Raw genomic sequence first — 17924 nt, 5'->3', positions numbered from 1 at the left:
GCTTGAAGCTTCTATTTCTCTGCTCTCGCAATCATTGGCGCAGCCCCACTGCGGAAGCGATCTATCAAAACGATCCGCGTGTGCAGGTGCGCTCGGCGGGCACCAGTTCCAGTGCTCGCATTCGCGTCAGTGAGAAACTCCTTCAGTGGGCCGATCTCGTCTGTGTGATGGAGCACACGCACAAACGCCGACTGCGCGAGCATTTCCCCGATCTCTACCCCGATCTCGACATCGAAGTACTCGATATCGCCGACGACTACGAATTCATGGACCCGACACTGATCGAGCTCATCCGTGAGCGCGTGGAGCCGCTGCTGGATTGATCTGAAAGTTCAGAAGACATTTTCAAGCTTGATCTTCTTGAAAGAATGGAGGCGAGGGCGGGAATTGAACCCGCGCATACCGGTTTTGCAGACCAGTGCATTACCACTTTGCTACCTCGCCATTCTGCCTACTGAGCAGGGCAAAGAGTAAAGCCCCGCCTGCCGAGCTTGTCAACTGGCAGACGGGGCTTAACTTAAATAAGGCGAGCAGGGGTGAGGCTCAGTTGATGAAACTGATCTTGCCGACTTGTCCAGCGGCCATGGCGGCATGCTGTGCGTCCGTGCAGGACGAGTTGATCGGAGCATCTGGAGCGGTGTCATTGGCGACAAGGAGACCGTTGTCGAGCATCCAGCGCTCCACTTCTTCACCGCTGATATCCGCAAGCATGGTGCCGTTGACTTCGACACAAGGGCTCAGGGGTTGGCCGCTTTTTTGTTCCATTTCCCAGCGGAAGGCCGGGTTTTTAATGATATCTTTTTCCTCGTAGTCGAGGTTGTATTTGCGGAAGATGGCACGCACGCCTTCGCTCCATCCGCAGTAGGTCTTTAAGTAGGCGGTGATTTTGGGCTGGCTCATAAGAATTGAGTTTTGAGGGGTTTTGGAATATGAATCTTGGATGGGTTACGTCTGCGCGGAACCTTTATTTGAAGAACTTTTTGGCCTTTTCAAAGAAGCTCTCCTCCATCGTGGAAGAAGGGGTCTCTCCAAAAGACTTGGCAAAGGCCTCGAGATGTCCACGCTGCTCTGCGGTGAGCTTGGTGGGCACGGCGATCTGAACGTGCACGTAAAGATCTCCATGATGATCTTCTCCCAATGCCTTCAGGCCTTTTCCACGGAGGCGGAAGGTGGTGCCATTCTGAGTGCCCGCGGGGACTTTGAGGTTGGCTTTGCCTTCCAGGGTCGGCACCGTGGCTTCGCCGCCTAGCGCTGCTGTCGTGAAGCTGAGTGGCATCTGGCAGTGCAGGTCATCGCCTTCGCGCTCGAAGATATCGTGCGGTTTGACGTTGATGACGATGTAGAGGTCACCTGCAGGACCGCCTTTGGAACCATAGTCGCCATTGCCACCGGAGCGCAGGCGGGAACCATCCTCGATGCCGGCGGGGATTTTCACCCGCAGCTTGGTGCGCTCCTTGGAGCGGCCCGTGCCGGAGCAAGTTTTGCAAGGGTCGCTGATCACCTCGCCACTACCGCTGCAATCGGGGCAGGTCTGCTGGATCTGGAAAAACCCACGTGAGGAGATGACCTGGCCAGCACCACCACAGGTGCGGCAGGTTTTCTTGCCGCCGCCGCTGGCGGAGCCGCTGCCGCTACAGGTCTTGCAGGAATTCAGGCGTTCATACTCGATCTCCCGCTCGCAGCCGCGGGCTGCATCTTCCAGGGTGATTTCCAGGCCGTAACGAAGGTCGCTGCCGCGCTGAGGACCATCTCGACGCTGCTGACGGCCACCGCCAGCACCTCCGAAGAAGCTTTCAAAAATGCCGCCACCTCCACCGCCACCACCAAAAACTTCACGGAAGATATCAAAGGGATCGTGGAAGCCGCCGCCAGCTCCGGCTCCGCCACCCATGCCAGCCGAGAAGGCGGCGTGGCCGTAGCGGTCGTAAGCAGCACGTTTCTGCTCATCACTGAGGATGTCGTAAGCTTCACCGATTTCCTTAAACTTATCCTCGGCGCTCTTGTCTCCGGGGTTCTTATCGGGGTGATATTTCACCGCCAATTTACGGTAAGCTTTCTTCAGCTCGTCGGCAGAGACATCCCGAGAGACGCCCAGCACTTCATAATAATCGCGTTTTTCTGCCATTGGGGGAGTGGGATGAGGCCAAAAGGATCAGGTAGCAGGGGCTGTCTCAGCCGGAGTGGGGGCACCGGAGACCACCACACTCGCCGCACGCAGGAGGCGATCTTTTAGTTTGTAGCCACGGCGGGTCACCCGTAGGACGACACCCTCAGCGGCACCCGGCTGGTGTTCTTGGGCCACGGCGTCGTGGAGATTGGGATCGAAGGCTTTTCCCAGAGCTTCCACCTCTTGCACGCCTTGCTCACGCAGGAATTCAGAGATCTGGCGGTGAACCATGTTCATGCCCATGAAAATCATGGATTTCTCGGACTCCGCACGAGCCGCTTCCAGCCCCATTTCGAAATTGTCCAAGATGGGGAAAAGAGAGCGGAGGAGGTCCGCATTGGCATACGCACGGGTATCTTGGGCTTCACGAGCAGCGCGTTTGCGGAAGTTATCCAGCTCAGCCGCATTGCGGTAAGCGAGGTCTTTCCATTGGGCAATCTCAGCTTGAGCTGCTTCGATGGGATCCAGCGGTGCAGTAGGCTCGGTAGCCGCAGCCTCAGTTTCAGGGGGGAGGACTTCAGGCTGGGTCTCGGGGGTTGGACTCGGCTCAGACATAAAGGCAGGAGATAAAAGTAGGGGTTAAAAAGCTGAGAAAAGACGTTCCTCACGCTCGGGTGGATGCATGGCACCGTCGGATGACCCTGACGTGGGGGCGGAGACTATGCCTTTTTCTGCAAGGCAATCAAGGTGATGTCGTCATGGGAGCGCTTCCCGCCCAGAAACTTGTCCACGTCTGCCACGATACCATCCACGAGGGCTTGCGGCCCCTGAGGCGCTAAAGTGGCGATATTTGTGTGGATGCGCTCTTCACCAAATTCCAGTCCCTTGGCATCGAGAGCCTCATTGACACCATCGGTGTAGAGCAGGAGACAATCTCCTGGCTCCATCTGAAAAGACTTATCTTTGGTCACTCGCTCAAACACATCGCCTTTGTCGATGCCCACCGCAAGACCTCCACTGTGCAGGCTTTCCACATTACCGGTCGCCTTACGCCAGAGCAGCGGCAAGGTGTGCCCGGCACGGGCAAACGTAACGGAGTCCGTCCCGGGATCTATCACCAAGTAAATCATGCTGATAAACATGTCCTCACGAATGTCGGGGGCGAGCTGACGATTCACAGCAGCAAGCACGGCCGCTGGTGAGGAACCGATTGAGGCATTGCTGCGTAAGATACTGCGGCACATCGCGGTAATGATGGCGGCCGCCGTTCCTTTACCAGAAACGTCTGCAATCACCACGCCCTGCCGACCTTCCCCCAAGGGAATGAAATCGTAATAGTCCCCACTCAAGACCTTGGCCGGAATATTCCGCCCGGTGATGGTGTAACTAGGCACGCTGGGATCACTCTCCGGCAGCAAAATCCGCTGGATCTCACTCGCCGCACGCAGCTCGGCTTCGATTTGTTTTTTCTCCGCCGCCGCCTGATGCGCCATGGCATTGGCTAAGGCAAAGGCAGACTGCTCCACAATGGACTTGAAGACGTCGAAGTCGTTATCACGGAATTGTCTCGCCCCCTTCGGCGCTGTGACCGCTAAAATTCCTAACTTCCGAGGGCCAAAACTCAGGGGGCCCACCATGGCGGTGATGTTGTTTTGAAAGATACTGCTCTGCTTCAGCCGGATGTCTTTGCGCAGATCTTCGATCAACTCGGCCTTTTGACTGGCAAAAACTCCCCCTGCAATGCCTTCATCGACACGGAGGGAGTGCAGACGCAGAAAGCTGAGAAGAGCCGAGCCATTCGTCTTGCCCATGGCTGCAATTCGCTCAGGCAAATCCACGAGTGGGGCACAGTGGTCGGAGTGAAAACGCGGCACCAGTGACTTCCCGGCCGGATCAAGGAGGTAGAGGGCACCTCCACTGCACTCCAAGACCCGCATGGTGCCCTCGACAATCAAGCGATACATGGCAGCATTGCTATCCTCGCGCGTGATGGACTCCCCCAAATCATGGAGAAACCCGAACATCCGACGCTCCTCTTCCACGATGGCCTGCTCTTCCCGCAGGAGTTCTGTGATGGTTTGATCCTTCTTTTTTAAGACCAGCACCAGTGCCGTAGTCGCTGCCGCCAGCAGCAGGCTGAGCACGATAATGATGAAGGTAGTCATGATTCCTTGATTAGCAGGCCAGAGGCCGAGCTCTCGGTTTCACCCGCAAAGCGCGTCCTCTCAGGAAGTGGCCAGTTCTGGCTGATCCTCAAGCTCCTTCTCCAAAAAATGAATGACATCCCGGAAGCGGCCCTGGTTGGTATCACTCATATCCGCCAAAACTTTGTGAGCCACCAGCACATGCTGGGTCTGCTCCATCTTGCAACTGGCCCCCTTTTCACCACAGGTGGCGAGCTGCGCACAGGCCAATTCACGCTCTTCGGGCCAGGATTCGCCCGTGGTATCCACGGTCATGATGTGGTCCAACCCCAGGTCACAGAGCAATTGTAGATTGCGTGGATTGGCGTTGAGCACGCTGAAAGACCCCTGCTGCTTTTCCCGCACGCTCAGGGCAGCTCCGGTCAGGGTGCCCAGAAAAGTCGAGTCCATCATGGGACAACGCTCCAAGTCCACGACGAGATCGTTGGTACCATGATCCATCACCGCCTGGAGAGCTTTTTTCACCTGGACGGAATTTTGGAAGGTGCCACGTCCTTCTACCCGCAACCAAAATACCTTGCCTATTCGGCCTACGAGGATGGTGGACGGAGCAATCACGGCGGGGGGAGCGGTAAAGGGGTTCGTCAGAAATCAATTCGCTTCAAACATCCCGTCAGATGCATGACCGCACACGCGCATTGTCGGCTGACATAGCGCCAAAGGGCGGACTGAGGGGAGGGTCTCATGAAGAGATTAACAAAATGAAAGGCGCAGAGTGACCTAATTCCAGAGATAAGACTGCTGACTGACCAGCTCCTCATTTCCGCGGATTATCGTCACCTTCCATGATGTGACGCGTCCCGCTGAACTATATTCACTTCCTGTAACCTGAAAACGAGTTTGGTTGGATCGCCCGATGTCCGTGACCTCTTGCTCCTGAATCTTCGATTCGAGCCCTGTGTTGGCCTGACGGTATTCAAAACGCACCTTCACTGGCAGACTACGGTCATCCACCTTCCAGAAAATGGTGTAATAGTTCCCAAATCGCTCCGTGATTTCAGCCTTGGTGATGGCCCCGTAGAGGTGGTAATCACGCTCAAAATCGACGGCAGGGTCAATAGTATTAACCGGCCGACCGGGATTCATATAATAATACTTCACCTTGGAGATCGTCCCGCCAGAACCAACCACCGCAGAGGAGCAGGATACGAGACCGAACGCCAGCAGCACCAGGGCGGAAAGACGACAGAAAGAAAAGCGTGACTCAGAGGCCATGAATGACCTGTAATATTCAAGAAGCCCGCCCAATGTCAACGCCGCGACCTGCATTTCGCCCTTTCCTCTGACAAATCTGTTTCTCACATCAAGAATCCCAAAAAAATTCGGTTGCCCATGCATTGGACTGTGGCATGATCTCCGCCCCCGATGCCGGACTTCTGATCTCTGAGATCCGGCCCGGCACCCGGACGAAACACTTCAGCAGATAACTTTATGGCATACGCAATCTTCAAAACAGGTGGCAAACAATACAAAGCTTCCGTGGGCGACAAGCTCGACGTGGAGAAGCTGGAGATTGCAGAGGGCGAAACCGCTGCCTTCGACCAAGTTTTGGCCGCTGGTGAAGGTTCCGACATCAAAATCGGAGCTCCTACCGTTGCTGGTGCTACCGTCGAGTTCAAGGTGCTGAAGCAGTTCAAAGCTCCGAAAGTGACCGCTTTCAAATTCCGCAAGCGTAAGGGTTACCACCTCACCAAGGGCCACCGCCAGCCGCTGACCCGCGTGCAGGTCGTCTCCATCAACGCGTAATCCCACCCAACCCCCACCCCTCAAGAGGATCAAGTCATGGCTCATAAGAAAGGTCAAGGTAGCGTCAAAAACGGTCGCGACAGTAATTCCAAGCGCCTCGGCGTGAAAAAATACGGTGGTGAAGCCGTCATCGCCGGTAACATCATCATCCGCCAGCGTGGCACCAAGTGGGTTCCTGGCCAGAACGTCGGCATTGGCCGCGATCACACCCTTTTCGCCCTCGTTGATGGGCGCGTGCGTTTCGACAAAGATGGTCGTCGGGTCAATATTGACCAGGCAGCTCTTCAAGCCTGATTCAATCACCGAATTTGTCTTGTTGATCGCAGGCGGGCTCCATTGGAGCCCGCTTTTTTATGTTTACATCTTCTGTCTGAAGAGCTGACGCTCCGCTCGCCATGACTCGCACCGGCCTTGCACGCGCACTTTCTAAGCTCGGTCACTGCTCCAGAAGCCAAGGCACCGTGTTGATCCGCGCAGGCCAGGTGAGCTTGAATGGGCGAATTTGTCGCAATCCCGAGCAGCCAGTCTTTTTGGGCAAAGACGTCATTCAGATCAAAGAAGCACCTATCACGGCTGCGGAGCCGATTTATCTGATGCTGAATAAGCCTCGTGGACTGGTGACGACGGCTCAAGATGAAGCGGGGAGGGACACTGTTTACCAGTGCTTTCAGGGCGCGCCCTTACCGCATCTCTCCCCTGTAGGCCGCCTGGACAAAGCTAGCGAGGGGCTGTTGCTTTTTACCAATGACAATGCCTGGGCCCATCGCATCACGGACCCCAGCACCCATGTCGACAAGACTTACCATGTGCAAGTCTCGGAGTTACTGGACGATGATCGCCTAGCCCGTCTCCGCCGAGGTGCCATTCACGATGGAGAGTTACTGTCACTCCGTAAAGTGACCCTTCTCCGCTCGGGAGAAAAGAATTGTTGGCTGGAAATCACCCTGGATGAAGGCCGAAACCGGCACATCCGGCGGGTGCTGGAGGCTCATGGACTGGAGACGCTACGCCTTATCCGCATCTCGATTGGCTCGCTCGCTTTGAGCACCTTACCCAAAGGGCAGTGGCGTCATCTGCGGCCTGATGAAGTGGCTGCGCTTCGGGCCTAACGATCGCCTGTGATCAGCCGATAACCAATGCCAGGTTCGTTTTGAATCTCCAAACCTGTGCCCTCCAGCTTCTTCCTCAAATGGTTAGCATAGACTCGGAGGTAGTGGTTTTGTTGCTCAGCCTGTGGCCCCCAAACCGCTCGAAGCAGTTGCTTCAGCGTCACCACTTTACCCGCGTGCCGGACCAGTTGCGCCAGCATTGCATACTCGGTGGGGGTCAATTTTAGAGAGGCTCCGTTCAATCTCGCTTCATGCCGAGCAGGGTCCAAACTCAACGGGCCGACTTCAAGATTCGCCGACTCGTCCCCAACATGTCGGCGCTGAATCGCGGCCAATCGAGCCAGCAGTTCGGCGGTGCTGAAAGGCTTCGTCACATAATCGTCGGCGCCGGCATCAAAGGCGGCTAGCTTGGCTTGCTCATAATCACGCACGCTAAGGATGAGCACCGGGATCGAGCTCCACTCTCGCAGCCGTTTCAGGACTTCGACGCCATCCATATCTGGCAGACCAAGATCGAGAAGGATCACCTCGGGTTTGTGGAAGACGGCTTCCTGCAACCCTAACAACCCGCTCTCCGCCTCCCGCACTGCATAGCCCTTTGTCTCAAGCGCCAGTCGGAGTAAGCGCCTGATTTGGACTTCATCATCAATGACGAGTGCGGTCATAAGTTCGAAATAGGATCACCCGAGGGCGGTTGGACTTCTCGAAACACCCGAACCTTTGGAAAGCGAAGAGTGAACTCTGCGCCGCCTTCGGGATGATTGCGGGCCGTTATCTCCCCATTCATAGCGTGGATGAAACCTCGGGCAATGGCCAGTCCTAGACCGGTGCCGCCCGCAGGAACTCCCTCCGCCCGAACGAATTTTTCAAACACCTTTTGCTCCATGCCTGCTGGCAAGCCGGATCCACGATCCCTCACCCCTAAAACCAGCGTCTCCTGCTGGAGCGTTGCGTTCAACTCGATTGGGGTTCCCTCAGATGTGTAAACAGTCGCATTATGCAGCACATTAGCCAAAGCTTGAGACAGCAAAGCATGATCGAGTCGAACCAAGGGGAAGCCCTCGGGTAAATTCAGACGAAACGGATGCTTGGCCAAGCTTTCGCCGACGGCTCGTTTGGCTGCATCCACCACATCCTTGAGGTCACACCAATCCATGTGTGGTTGCAAGACCTCAGACTCAAGCTGGGTCATGTGCAAAAGGCTATCGACAACTCGCTGGAGCCTTTGTGAAGCGATGGCAATCTCTTGAACATAAGGGTTGTGGAGCCCCTCCATCCCCTCGACGGCCGCATTGACAACAGCGATTGGAGTTTTGAGTTCATGGGAAAGGCTGTCCAGCAATGTGCGGTGTAACTTTTCAGACCGCGCCAGCATCTCCGCCTGACTCACCGCCTGGATAAAATGCTCCTTTTCCAGAACCAGCGCTAACTGAAGGGCAAAGGCCTCCATCATTTGCCGCGTGCTGAAGTCTAACCGACGATCTCTGGCGAGTCGGATCCCCAAGACGCCCATGGTGGCCGTTGCTGTTTGTAGAGGGAACCACGTCGCCGCCGATTCAGGAAGCGTCTCCGTGGAGCGTCCGGCGACTTGCTTGTGGGTATAACTCCATGCAGCCACGCCCCATTCCCGATCATCTGGCTGGAATGCGCTCGCCACTCGGGCTGTTTTCGGCAAAGCCCGTTGATCATCACGCACGAGCAGGCAGGTCTCCACCTCCAAAAGTTGGTTGATCGTCTGCAAGGCTGCGGCGAGGCCCTTGTCTGGTTCTGCGGCCAAAGCGGCACTTTGAGTGACACGCAATAAAGCATCCGTCTGGCGGAGCCGCCGACGCTCCGCCATCTCACGGGCACGCAGTTGGCTCGTCAGGCTGCCCATGCTCAAGGCCACAATGAAAAACAGGCCGAACATGATCCAATCCTCCGGCTTTTTGATATCGAGGGTGAATTGCGGAGGTATGAAAATAAAGTTCCAGCACAGCGCACAAAGTGTCGCCATCACGAGAACCGGCCCCCGGCTGACACGTAGGGCCATGAGCACCACAGCCAGCAAAAAAACCAAGGCTACAAACATATAACCTGTAAAGCCCACGATCCCCCAGCAAAGACTGGTAATGGTGAACACACTGACCAACACCCAACTGTATTCGCCAATGAGTTCCGTGGACAAAGGTTCACGCAGTGTCTGAATTGCCTGCCGATCATGAGATGCCAAAGGCCTCACAACGCACACATCCATATCGCCGCTGCCCGAGATCAATTGGTGAGCCAGAGACCTGTGCCAACTGGCGGATGACTCAGGTTTTCCCACGACAATCTGACTCACGTTCCGCTCACGAGCCACTCGTAGCAGAGCTTGAGCGATGTTTTCACCCGTGATGGTGATCACCTCCGCGCCAAGTTTACGCGCTAGAGACAAAGATCGTGTCAGACGCCGTTGATCTTCGGCGCCCAGAGGTGAAAGTCCCTCCACCCAAACGACAAGCCAAGGGCAATTCAGGCGTCCCGCTGCACGGCGTGTCCATCGGATCAAACTTTCCGCGTAGGGACTCGGGCCAACCCCAACCATCAAGCGTGCATTCGTTTTCCAAGGGCTGTTGACCCGGCCAGCACGGCGAATGTCTTCGAGATCACGATCCACCCGCTCGGCCGTGAATCTCAAGGCCAGTTCGCGCAGAGCCGTAAGGTTTCCTGCTTTGAAAAAGCCCTCCATCGCTTGTTCCGCACGTTCCCCAAGATAGACGCGACCTTCTGAAAGCCGCTCGAGCAACTTTTCCACACTCAAGTCGATGAGCTGGATTTCATGCGCTCGGTCTAACAAGGAATCAGGCACGGTCTCCTGAACCGTGACGCCGGTGATCTGTCGCACGATATCCACCTGGCTCTCGATGTGCTGGACGTTCAGGGTCGTATAAACATCAATGCCAGCGTCAAGGAGTTCCAACACATCTTGATAACGCTTGGCATGTCTGGAGCCTGGGGCGTTCGTATGGGCCAGTTCATCGACCAGCACCAGCTCAGGCTTCTGGCGTAAAACCGCATCCAGATCGAACTCCTCGACGAGAAAACTGCGGTGCTCTATCTGCCGACGCGGTAACACGGGCAAACCCTCCACAAGAGCCGCCGTCTCAGCTCGCCCGTGTGTTTCGACCACCCCTACCAAGATCCGTCTGCCCTCCTTCTGTCGCTGGCGCGCGGTCTGCAGCATCGAGTAAGTCTTTCCCACCCCGGGACACATTCCCAGAAAAAGGAATAGTTTCCCAGCCTGTGAATCCTGGGCCTCGCTCTGCATCTGAGCGAGCAGAGCATCCGGGTCCGGGCGTAATTCTTCATTCATGACGGGGAACGGGTTTTAAGTCATCCAAGGCCAAATTTAACTTCAAGACATGAACCCTGGCATCCCCTAAAAAACCAAGATCGCGTTTCTCGGAGCAGTCCGTGATGCATCTCTGCACGTCGTCGAGCGACAAACCTCGGGCTTGGGCCACACGCGGGGCCTGGAGCTGGGCATTACCCACACTGATATGCGGGTCCAAGCCGCTGGCCGAGGTGGTAACCGCATCGGCTGGCACGGCAGTATCTTTCAATAGGCCATTGATGCTCCGGTAAGCTGTGATGCGCTGCTCAATGAGATCGTGCAGCTTTTGTGAGGTCGGCCCTAGATTGGAACCACCGGAAGCTGCCGCATCATAACCTTCCCCGGCCGTGCTCGGGCGGGAATGAAAATAGGTTTCACTCGTGAAGGATTGGCCGATCCAATAAGAGCCTCTGATCGTGCCTGAACCGTCGGTGATAAGGCTACCATGAGCTTGAGACTTGAAAAAAGCCTCTGCCACTCCTGTCACAAGCAATGGGTAAGCGCCACAAGTCACAAGACATAGGACACCCGTCGCACGTAGAGCAGGAAACAACTCGTAAAGGAAGGTCTTCATGATTTAAACAAGGTGAAGTGTGGTGATGATCACATCCAGAGCCTTGATCCCGACAAACGGCACCAGCATGCCGCCAAGGCCATAGATGAAAAGATTTCGCTGAAGAATAGCCGCTGCACCCATGGGACGATAAGCGACCCCTCGGAGGGCCAGCGGAATCAGGGCGACGATGATCAGAGCATTGAAAACCACAGCGCTTAAAATAGCGCTCTGCGGGCTCGTCAGATGCATGATGTTCAGCGGAGCGATGACGGGGAAAGTCGCCATCAGCATGGCGGGGATGATGGCGAAGTATTTCGCGACGTCATTGGCAATGCTGAAGGTAGTCAGCGACCCTCGAGTCATCAGCAATTGCTTCCCGATCTCCACAATCTCAATGAGTTTGGTGGGATTGCTATCCAGGTCCACCATATTACCTGCTTCACGTGCCGCCTGAGTGCCTGTATTCATGGCCACACCGACGTCCGCTTGAGCAAGAGCTGGGGCATCATTGGTGCCATCCCCCGTCATTGCCACCAGGTGCCCGGCGGCTTGCTCTGCCCGAATGCGATTCAGTTTATCTTCGGGGGTCGCTTGTGCCATGAAATCGTCCACCCCGGCTTCGGCGGCGATGGCCGCAGCCGTCATGGGGTTATCACCCGTAATCATGACCGTTCGAATGCCCATTTTGCGGAGTTGTGCGAAGCGCTCTTTGATTCCGCCCTTCACCACATCCTTCAATTCGACGATCCCCAGCACACGAGCTCCGTCTGCAACCACCAGCGGAGTCTTCCCCGCCCGTGAAGCCGCCTCAACACTCCGGCTCACTTCATCGGGATAAACACCGCCAAGAGACTCCACATACGCACGCACGGAGTCTGCCGCACCCTTACGAATCTGACGCCCGTCCAGATCCACACCACTCATCCGCGTCTGCGCGGTGAAGGTGATGAAAGTCGCATGGGGTGAAGCCAACTCACGTCCACGCAAATTGAACTGCTCCTTCGCGAGCACGACAATGCTACGTCCCTCAGGCGTTTCGTCGGCCAATGAAGCAAGCTGAGCCGCGTCGGCCAACTCGGATTCCATCACACCCAGTACCGGACAGAAGGCTGAGGCCATTCGATTTCCGATCGTGATCGTGCCTGTCTTATCCAGCAATAAGACATCGATGTCCCCAGCGGCTTCAACAGCGCGGCCCGAAGTGGCTATGACATTCCGCCGGATCAAGCGGTCGATACCACTGATGCCGATGGCACTGAGCAATCCACCAATCGTTGTAGGAATGAGGCAAACCAACAGGGTGACCAAAACAGGCGTGGTAAACTCGACGCCGGAATAGATACCCAGAGGCTTGAGAGAAATACATACCATGAGGAAAATCAGGGTCATGGCAGTCAGCAAAATAGTCAGCGCAATCTCATTCGGCGTCTTCTGCCGCTTGGCCCCTTCCACCATGGAAATCATGCGGTCTAGGAAGCTGCTGCCTCGCTCCGCCGTGATACGAATGACGATACGATCGCTGATGACTTTGGTACCTCCAGTCACGGCGCTGCGGTCCCCGCCGCTTTCGCGGATGACGGGTGCCGATTCACCCGTGATCGCTGCCTCATCGACGCTGGCGATGCCTTCAATCACCTCTCCGTCGGAGGGGATGACGTCTCCGGCTTCACAGACCACGCAATCATCACGCCCCAGACTGGACGCAGGCACAGGCGTCTCGACACCATCCTTCAGCAGCCTCGCGGTGATGTCGCGCCGTGCTCGTCGCAGGCTTTCCGCCTGTGCCTTACCGCGCCCCTCAGCAATGGCTTCAGCGAAGTTTGCAAACAAGACAGTGAACCATAACCAAAGGCTAAGTTGCAGCGTAAAGCCACGATCAGCATGATTCCCAAGACTATTCAACGTGGTTAGGATGGCACCTATCACTGTGACAAACATCACCGGATTTTTGACCATCAAACGTGGGTCTAGTTTTTTGAATGCACCGCTAACTGCAGGTATTACAATCGCAGGATCGAACAGAGAAGCTGGTTGATGAGACATAAAGCATCAAGACTTGAGGTTTCAAAACAAAGTGCCCGTGAGGGTGAGGAAATGCTCAACGATGGGACCGAGAGCCAGCGCGGGCAGGAAGTTCAAAGCGCCGATCAGCAACACGGTGCCGATGAGTAGAGTCGTGAAAGTAGCTCCATTCACAGGAAAGGAACCTGCACTGGATGGTGCCGTCTTTTTCTCCGCCAACGAGCCGGCCAGAGCGAGAATCGGAATGATGACCCCAAAGCGGCCCATGATCATCGCGATCGCCAACGTGATGTTATAAGCAGGCGTATTGGCCGTGAGGCCGGCGAAGGCGCTGCCGTTGTTCCCTGCGGCAGAGCTGTATGCATAGAGCATTTCGCTCAAGCCATGCGGTCCTGCGTTCCCCAGCCCAGCCGTCCCCCATTCACTAACGCTCGCCACAGAGGTAAATCCCAGAATGCTGAGAGTGAGCACTAGCATCGCTAACATCGCGAGTTGGACTTCCTTGGCCTGAATCTTCTTCCCGAGATACTCTGGGGTGCGGCCGACCATCAAGCCGGCAATGAACACCGTCATGATGACGAAAATGAATATGCCATAAAGACCTGCGCCCACCCCACCGATAACCACCTCTCCCAATTCAATCATGAACAAAGGGATGAATCCACCGATGGCGGTGAAAGAGCTGTGCATGGAGTTCACGGCTCCGCAAGATGCCGCCGTGGTGATCGTGGCGAAGAGTGACGAACTGAAGACACCGAACCGAACCTCTTTGCCCTCCATGTTACCATCGCTCACCATGACGCCTAACTGCTGATGAATCGGATTTCCTAATGCTTCATAATGCGCACAGCCCCAGACCCCCAGCACAAAGAGTATCATCATGGCTGCCCACACCGCCCAGCCGTGGGCTTGGTTCTTGACCATGCGCCCCCAGTAGTAAGTGAGGCCGCTGCCAATCGCGAAAATGCTCAGCATTTGAATGAAATTTGTCAGCGGCGTGGGATTCTCAAAAGGATGCGCCGCATTCGCATTCATGAAACCGCCCCCATTGGTGCCAAGCATCTTGATCGCGACCTGTGAAGCGACAGGCCCTTGAGCGAGGACTTGATCCGCGCCTTCCAACGTCTTCACCTTCGTGTAAGCATCGAAGTTCTGGATCATTCCCTGTGACACCAAGAAAACAGCCAGCAGTAAACAAAGGGGCAGAAGCAGGTAATAAAGAGTCCGAACCAAATCCACCCAGAAGTTTCCCAGAGTCGATTGCCCGCAACGCGCAATCGCTCGGACCAAGGCAGCGGCGATGCAGATCCCGACAGCGGCAGACGTGAAGTTTTGGAACGTCAAGCCCACCATCTGAGCGAAGTAAGACAAAGTGCTTTCCCCTCCATAGCTTTGCCAATTGGTATTGGTGGTGAAACTGACGGCTGTATTGAATGCCAGATGGTGGGTTAGTCCCGGCAAGCTCTGAGGATTGAAAGGAAGCTGGTGTTGCAGCACCAAAATGGCATAAGTGAAAGCACCGCTGATTAAACTGAAGGCTAAGACCGAGGCCAGATAGCGCTTCCAGTTATGCTCATGTCTTGGGTCTATGCCGAGGCAACGGTAGGTGAATCTTTCCAGCGGACGAATCACCGGATCTAGCCAAGTGTGGCCGTCAGCCTCAAGCACCTGCATGAGATAGAGTCCCAAGGGTTTCGTGACCAGCGTGAGCGCTCCGAGGAAGAACACGAATTGAATCCAATCGTTTGAAGTCATGGCAAGCGAACTCAAAATTTTTCGGGGTAAAGCATCGCCACGGTTAAGTAAACGAGCAGAAGCAAGGCGATGAGACCGGTGAAAATCGTATCCATCGGTTAGAGGGAATTTAGGTTTATGCCCTGAAATACGTCATGAGGTTCAGAGGCTTCAGGTGCCGCTGAACTCCACGGAGAGAGAAGATTTGGAAGATTCATCGCATTCCAAGTCTCCCGCAGAAACTTCAAAGCTGTGAGTTAACGCTGGGGCCGTAAGCGTAAAAAAAGCGTAAATGCGCAGCCTGTTTGGCCCGCACTTACGCTTGATCCTAACGCCTACTTTATTTGCTTCCCCGATTCACTGATGGAGGTAAATCTGCGGCAACCGCCGCCTTGTAGTTTGCCAGTGCACGAAAATATTCTGCCTGGGCTTCGACCTCGAGCACCTGGGCATCGAAGGCGGCTTGCTCGCGAATCTGCAAGGCGAGCAAGTCCGTAGCACCTTCTTTCAAACGCTCCTGCTCAGCCGCCTCGAGTTGGCGTGAAAGCTCCATATTTCGACGGGTTTGCATGAGGATACCCTCGGTGGCAGCTACGGCACTGTAGCTGTCCCTCACATCAGCAGCGATTCGATCCCTTGCGAACTTGCGATCCTGCTCCAATCGCTGCAAAAGTGCCTCAGTAGCGGCGATGCTTCCCTGAGCCTCCCGTCGTTGCAGGGGCAGCTTGAACTCGATTTTGGCCTGAATCTCATTGTGCTCAAGATCCTTCGGGCGGTTTTCTCCCATGAACTGTCCAGCCTCAATGCCTGCATTCAACTGCGGCAGCATGTTGTTTTTGGCCAGCTTAAGATCCACGAGGCTCTTCTCGATCAGCAACTCCATACGGCGCATCTCCGGCCTAAAGATGGCTGCCTTTGCGATGTCGGATGTCAGTTTGTTATCATCCAGCTTTTCATGAGCCGGAAAGCTCTTCGGCAGTCGGTCACGCTTGGCTAAAATCGGCTCCGCCTGAGAAGCTGTTCGATAAAATAAGGAGAGCTCAATGGAGGCCGCCTCAAAACGACGTTGCGCCTGCACCAAAGCGATTTCTCGACTGACGACGAGGCGCTGATTATCCACCTGCACGATAGGAGCTGAGGCTCCCTTGGAGACTTGCTCAGCAATCGCACTATCGCGATCCTTCGCCAACTGCAGCAAACTCTCATGCAAGGCCAGGCGCTGGCCTGCGGCTAGCCAATTGTAATAACTCACACTCGCCGCTCTCACAAAATCCAGGTATTGGCGTCGGATCAAGGGGTCGGCCAATTCCTGATCGATTTGCGCCTTCCAGAGATTGGCTCGACGACTATCAATCGTTCCGCCTCGCAGCAGCGGTATGCTAAAGCCCAAGATACTCTCCCCATCGCTGCCTGTGCGGTCTTTATTGTAGTTGGGCAAATAGCCGCTGCTGAGGCGATACCCGCCGTAGATACTGCCACCCCAAAAAGGCAACGGCTGTTCGAGCATGGCGTAGCCGGTGTGACCATCGTAATAGCCCGCCAGGGTCAGATTACCTCCCGCAGTTAAATTCAAATCGAAAGCCCCCTGCGCCTGACGCACCCGCCCGTTGGCGATGTCTTGCTCAATCAAGGCCGCTAGGTAAGGTGGATACTGAGTCTGAACGGAAGCTAAAACTTCTGACAGCAAGAGAGGTTGAGCCTTCTCTCGGCTCGCGCCATAGGCCGTGACGGCAGTTAAGAGGATCAGGCAGAGAAGCGCTTGCAGTCGATCAAGAGGCGTCAGAGATCTCATTATTTTAAGGTAGGATCAATTTTTTCTCCTTGGTTCGGCTGAAGAGGCGGGAAGCCATTGATTTGACGCCACAGCTCGAACCACAACGGCACTTCATTGAGCAGAACCCAGGCATTGGCTCGTGCCCCCTGCCGCAACCAGCGGTCCTTGTCCGGCCAGCCGACCTTGACCTTTCCCTTCCCATCTCCGCGATCCACTTCATCGACACTGGGGCCAATGACCACCCGGAATTTGCCCAAGCCATTATCCGTCGCATCCACAAAGACGACCTCTCCATTGAAGGTGCCAATGGCAAGTTGAGGCCAGCCGATCATTTGCACGGCGGGCCAGCCTTCAAACGCGATGCGCACCTGACTGCCAGGGGTCACCACACCGTTTTCTGTTTTACGCGTTTGAATGAGAGGCATGTCATTACCGTTTACCCAGACCTCGACATAACGGCTATCAGTTTCAGGAATGATCACGCAAATGAGTGATCCGGGACGTAGATAGGTGCCGTCGGTGACGGAGACCTGTAAGACGATGCCATCGCGCGGAGCTTCCACCACCTGTCGAAGGTTTTGGTTGATCTGGATGTCGATGGAAGAGAGGTCGCGGTCTGCGGTGGCTACCTCACCGAGTGCGGTTCCCTTCGAAGCATGGGTAGCAGCGATGGTGGCATCATACTCATTGCTCGTGCGTTTAAATGTCGCCTGTGCTGACTTCAGTTCTGCCAAGGCAGAATCACGCTGGAGCGTTGCCAGTTCAAAATTGCGCTGTGACTCCAGCTTCTTTTCGAACAGGTTTTTGGTTCGCTCGTAATTCAATATCGCCGTTTCGGAAGCGATTTTGGCAGCCATCACCCGCTGTTCGGCGGCATCAATCGCTTGAGACTTGGCCAACTCTTGTTGGGTGATTTGAGATATCAATGACTCGACTCTGCTTTCAGCAAACTCACGCCGACTTTGAATGGCTTCACGTTGGGCCTTCAGATTGCCTAACAAATTGGGATCGTTGTCTTGAATCTCGGCGATCAGATCGCCTTTTTTCACACGCTGCCCCTCGACCACATGCAGATGTTTCACGCGGCCTGAAACCTGGGCTTCGATGTTGATACGGCGATCCAAGGGATCGAACGCGATGACGCGCCCCATGCCTGAGGTAAACTGACGCCAAGGGAGGAACAAGAGTCCGACTAAGAGCACAAAGAATCCTGTCAGCAGCAGGCGGCTGAAGAGACGCGTCAGCTTAACAGACCCAGCAAGGCTCAGAGCAGGCAAGGGCCGAATGGAAGAACGGGTGAAGCGGTTCATGGCTTGG

At 55.4% G+C, this 17924-nt stretch carries 18 protein-coding genes and 1 tRNA gene; 4 read left to right on the top strand and 15 right to left on the bottom strand.

Features of this window, described 5'->3' with window-relative positions; genetic code table 11:
* The first annotated feature begins 2 nt into the window (after positions 1-2).
* Positions 3-323, top strand: coding sequence for a low molecular weight protein tyrosine phosphatase family protein (locus B5D61_RS00645; protein ID WP_078811370.1), 321 nt, complete (start codon positions 3-5; stop codon positions 321-323).
* 46 nt (positions 324-369) lie between these two features.
* Here B5D61_RS00645 and B5D61_RS00640 read toward each other — a convergent pair.
* From B5D61_RS00640 to B5D61_RS00610, 7 genes are all read right to left on the bottom strand, one after another.
* Positions 370-444 (bottom strand) — tRNA-Cys (locus B5D61_RS00640).
* A 99-nt stretch (positions 445-543) separates the two neighbouring features.
* A complete protein-coding gene (locus tag B5D61_RS00635; RefSeq protein ID WP_078811369.1) occupies positions 544-900 on the bottom strand; it encodes a glutaredoxin family protein in 357 nt (118 codons plus the stop codon).
* A 64-nt stretch (positions 901-964) separates the two neighbouring features.
* Positions 965-2125 carry a molecular chaperone DnaJ gene (gene dnaJ, locus B5D61_RS00630; RefSeq protein WP_078811368.1) on the bottom strand — a complete coding sequence of 387 codons (1161 nt, stop codon included), beginning with the start codon at positions 2123-2125 and terminating at the stop codon, positions 965-967.
* 27 nt (positions 2126-2152) lie between these two features.
* Complete coding sequence (locus tag B5D61_RS00625) at positions 2153-2722, bottom strand: nucleotide exchange factor GrpE (RefSeq protein ID WP_078811367.1); 570 nt, start codon at positions 2720-2722, stop codon at positions 2153-2155.
* Positions 2723-2826: 104 nt separating this feature from the next.
* Positions 2827-4272, bottom strand: coding sequence for a PP2C family protein-serine/threonine phosphatase (locus B5D61_RS00620; RefSeq protein ID WP_078811366.1), 1446 nt, complete (start codon positions 4270-4272; stop codon positions 2827-2829).
* 60 nt (positions 4273-4332) lie between these two features.
* Complete coding sequence (locus tag B5D61_RS00615) at positions 4333-4869, bottom strand: STAS domain-containing protein (RefSeq protein WP_139372974.1); 537 nt, start codon at positions 4867-4869, stop codon at positions 4333-4335.
* A gap of 162 nt (positions 4870-5031) precedes the next feature.
* Positions 5032-5526, bottom strand: a complete 495-nt coding sequence (locus tag B5D61_RS00610; protein WP_078811364.1) for a hypothetical protein — start codon at positions 5524-5526, stop codon at positions 5032-5034.
* A 216-nt stretch (positions 5527-5742) separates the two neighbouring features.
* Here B5D61_RS00610 and rplU point away from each other — a divergent pair, with 216 nt between their 5' ends.
* From rplU to B5D61_RS00595, 3 genes are all read left to right on the top strand, one after another.
* Entirely contained in the window at positions 5743-6057 is a 315-nt protein-coding gene (gene rplU / locus B5D61_RS00605) for a 50S ribosomal protein L21 (protein WP_078811363.1), read from the top strand.
* 36 nt (positions 6058-6093) lie between these two features.
* The gene (rpmA, locus tag B5D61_RS00600; RefSeq protein WP_078811362.1) at positions 6094-6351 is read left to right on the top strand and encodes a 50S ribosomal protein L27; all 258 of its coding nucleotides are present in this window, start codon (positions 6094-6096) and stop codon (positions 6349-6351) included.
* Positions 6352-6452: 101 nt separating this feature from the next.
* Positions 6453-7166, top strand: coding sequence for a pseudouridine synthase (locus tag B5D61_RS00595; RefSeq protein ID WP_078811361.1), 714 nt, complete (start codon positions 6453-6455; stop codon positions 7164-7166).
* Here the strand turns inward: B5D61_RS00595 and B5D61_RS00590 are convergent.
* The 8 genes from B5D61_RS00590 to B5D61_RS00555 all read right to left on the bottom strand — a co-directional run bounded on the left by B5D61_RS00590 (position 7163) and on the right by B5D61_RS00555 (position 17917).
* Positions 7163-7831, bottom strand: a complete 669-nt coding sequence (locus tag B5D61_RS00590) for a response regulator (protein ID WP_078811360.1) — start codon at positions 7829-7831, stop codon at positions 7163-7165. The two genes, B5D61_RS00595 and B5D61_RS00590, sit on opposite strands and share 4 nt — an antisense overlap.
* The gene (locus B5D61_RS00585; RefSeq protein ID WP_078811359.1) at positions 7828-10500 is read right to left on the bottom strand and encodes a sensor histidine kinase; all 2673 of its coding nucleotides are present in this window, start codon (positions 10498-10500) and stop codon (positions 7828-7830) included. Before B5D61_RS00585 ends, B5D61_RS00590 begins: the two co-directional genes overlap by 4 nt.
* Entirely contained in the window at positions 10493-11095 is a 603-nt protein-coding gene (gene kdpC / locus B5D61_RS00580; RefSeq protein ID WP_078811358.1) for a K(+)-transporting ATPase subunit C, read from the bottom strand. Before kdpC ends, B5D61_RS00585 begins: the two co-directional genes overlap by 8 nt.
* A 3-nt stretch (positions 11096-11098) precedes the next feature.
* Positions 11099-13120, bottom strand: coding sequence for a potassium-transporting ATPase subunit KdpB (gene kdpB, locus B5D61_RS00575; protein WP_078811357.1), 2022 nt, complete (start codon positions 13118-13120; stop codon positions 11099-11101).
* Between the two features lie 21 nt (positions 13121-13141).
* Entirely contained in the window at positions 13142-14854 is a 1713-nt protein-coding gene (gene kdpA / locus B5D61_RS00570; protein ID WP_078811356.1) for a potassium-transporting ATPase subunit KdpA, read from the bottom strand.
* An 11-nt stretch (positions 14855-14865) separates the two neighbouring features.
* Entirely contained in the window at positions 14866-14949 is an 84-nt protein-coding gene (gene kdpF / locus B5D61_RS27165; RefSeq protein WP_078811355.1) for a K(+)-transporting ATPase subunit F, read from the bottom strand.
* Positions 14950-15173: 224 nt separating this feature from the next.
* Entirely contained in the window at positions 15174-16625 is a 1452-nt protein-coding gene (locus B5D61_RS00560; protein WP_078811354.1) for a TolC family protein, read from the bottom strand.
* On the bottom strand, positions 16625-17917 hold the full coding sequence (locus tag B5D61_RS00555) for an HlyD family secretion protein (RefSeq protein WP_078811353.1): 1293 nt from the start codon (positions 17915-17917) through the stop codon (positions 16625-16627). The genes B5D61_RS00560 and B5D61_RS00555 overlap by 1 nt, the downstream gene beginning before the upstream one ends.
* Positions 17918-17924: the final 7 nt, after the last annotated feature.

Origin of the sequence: Prosthecobacter debontii (genome assembly GCF_900167535.1) — a bacterium.
Classification (GTDB): Bacteria; Verrucomicrobiota; Verrucomicrobiia; order Verrucomicrobiales; family Verrucomicrobiaceae; genus Prosthecobacter; species Prosthecobacter debontii.
The sequence above is the reverse complement of the archived record's forward strand: the minus strand, read 5'-3'. Positions and strand labels throughout refer to the sequence as shown.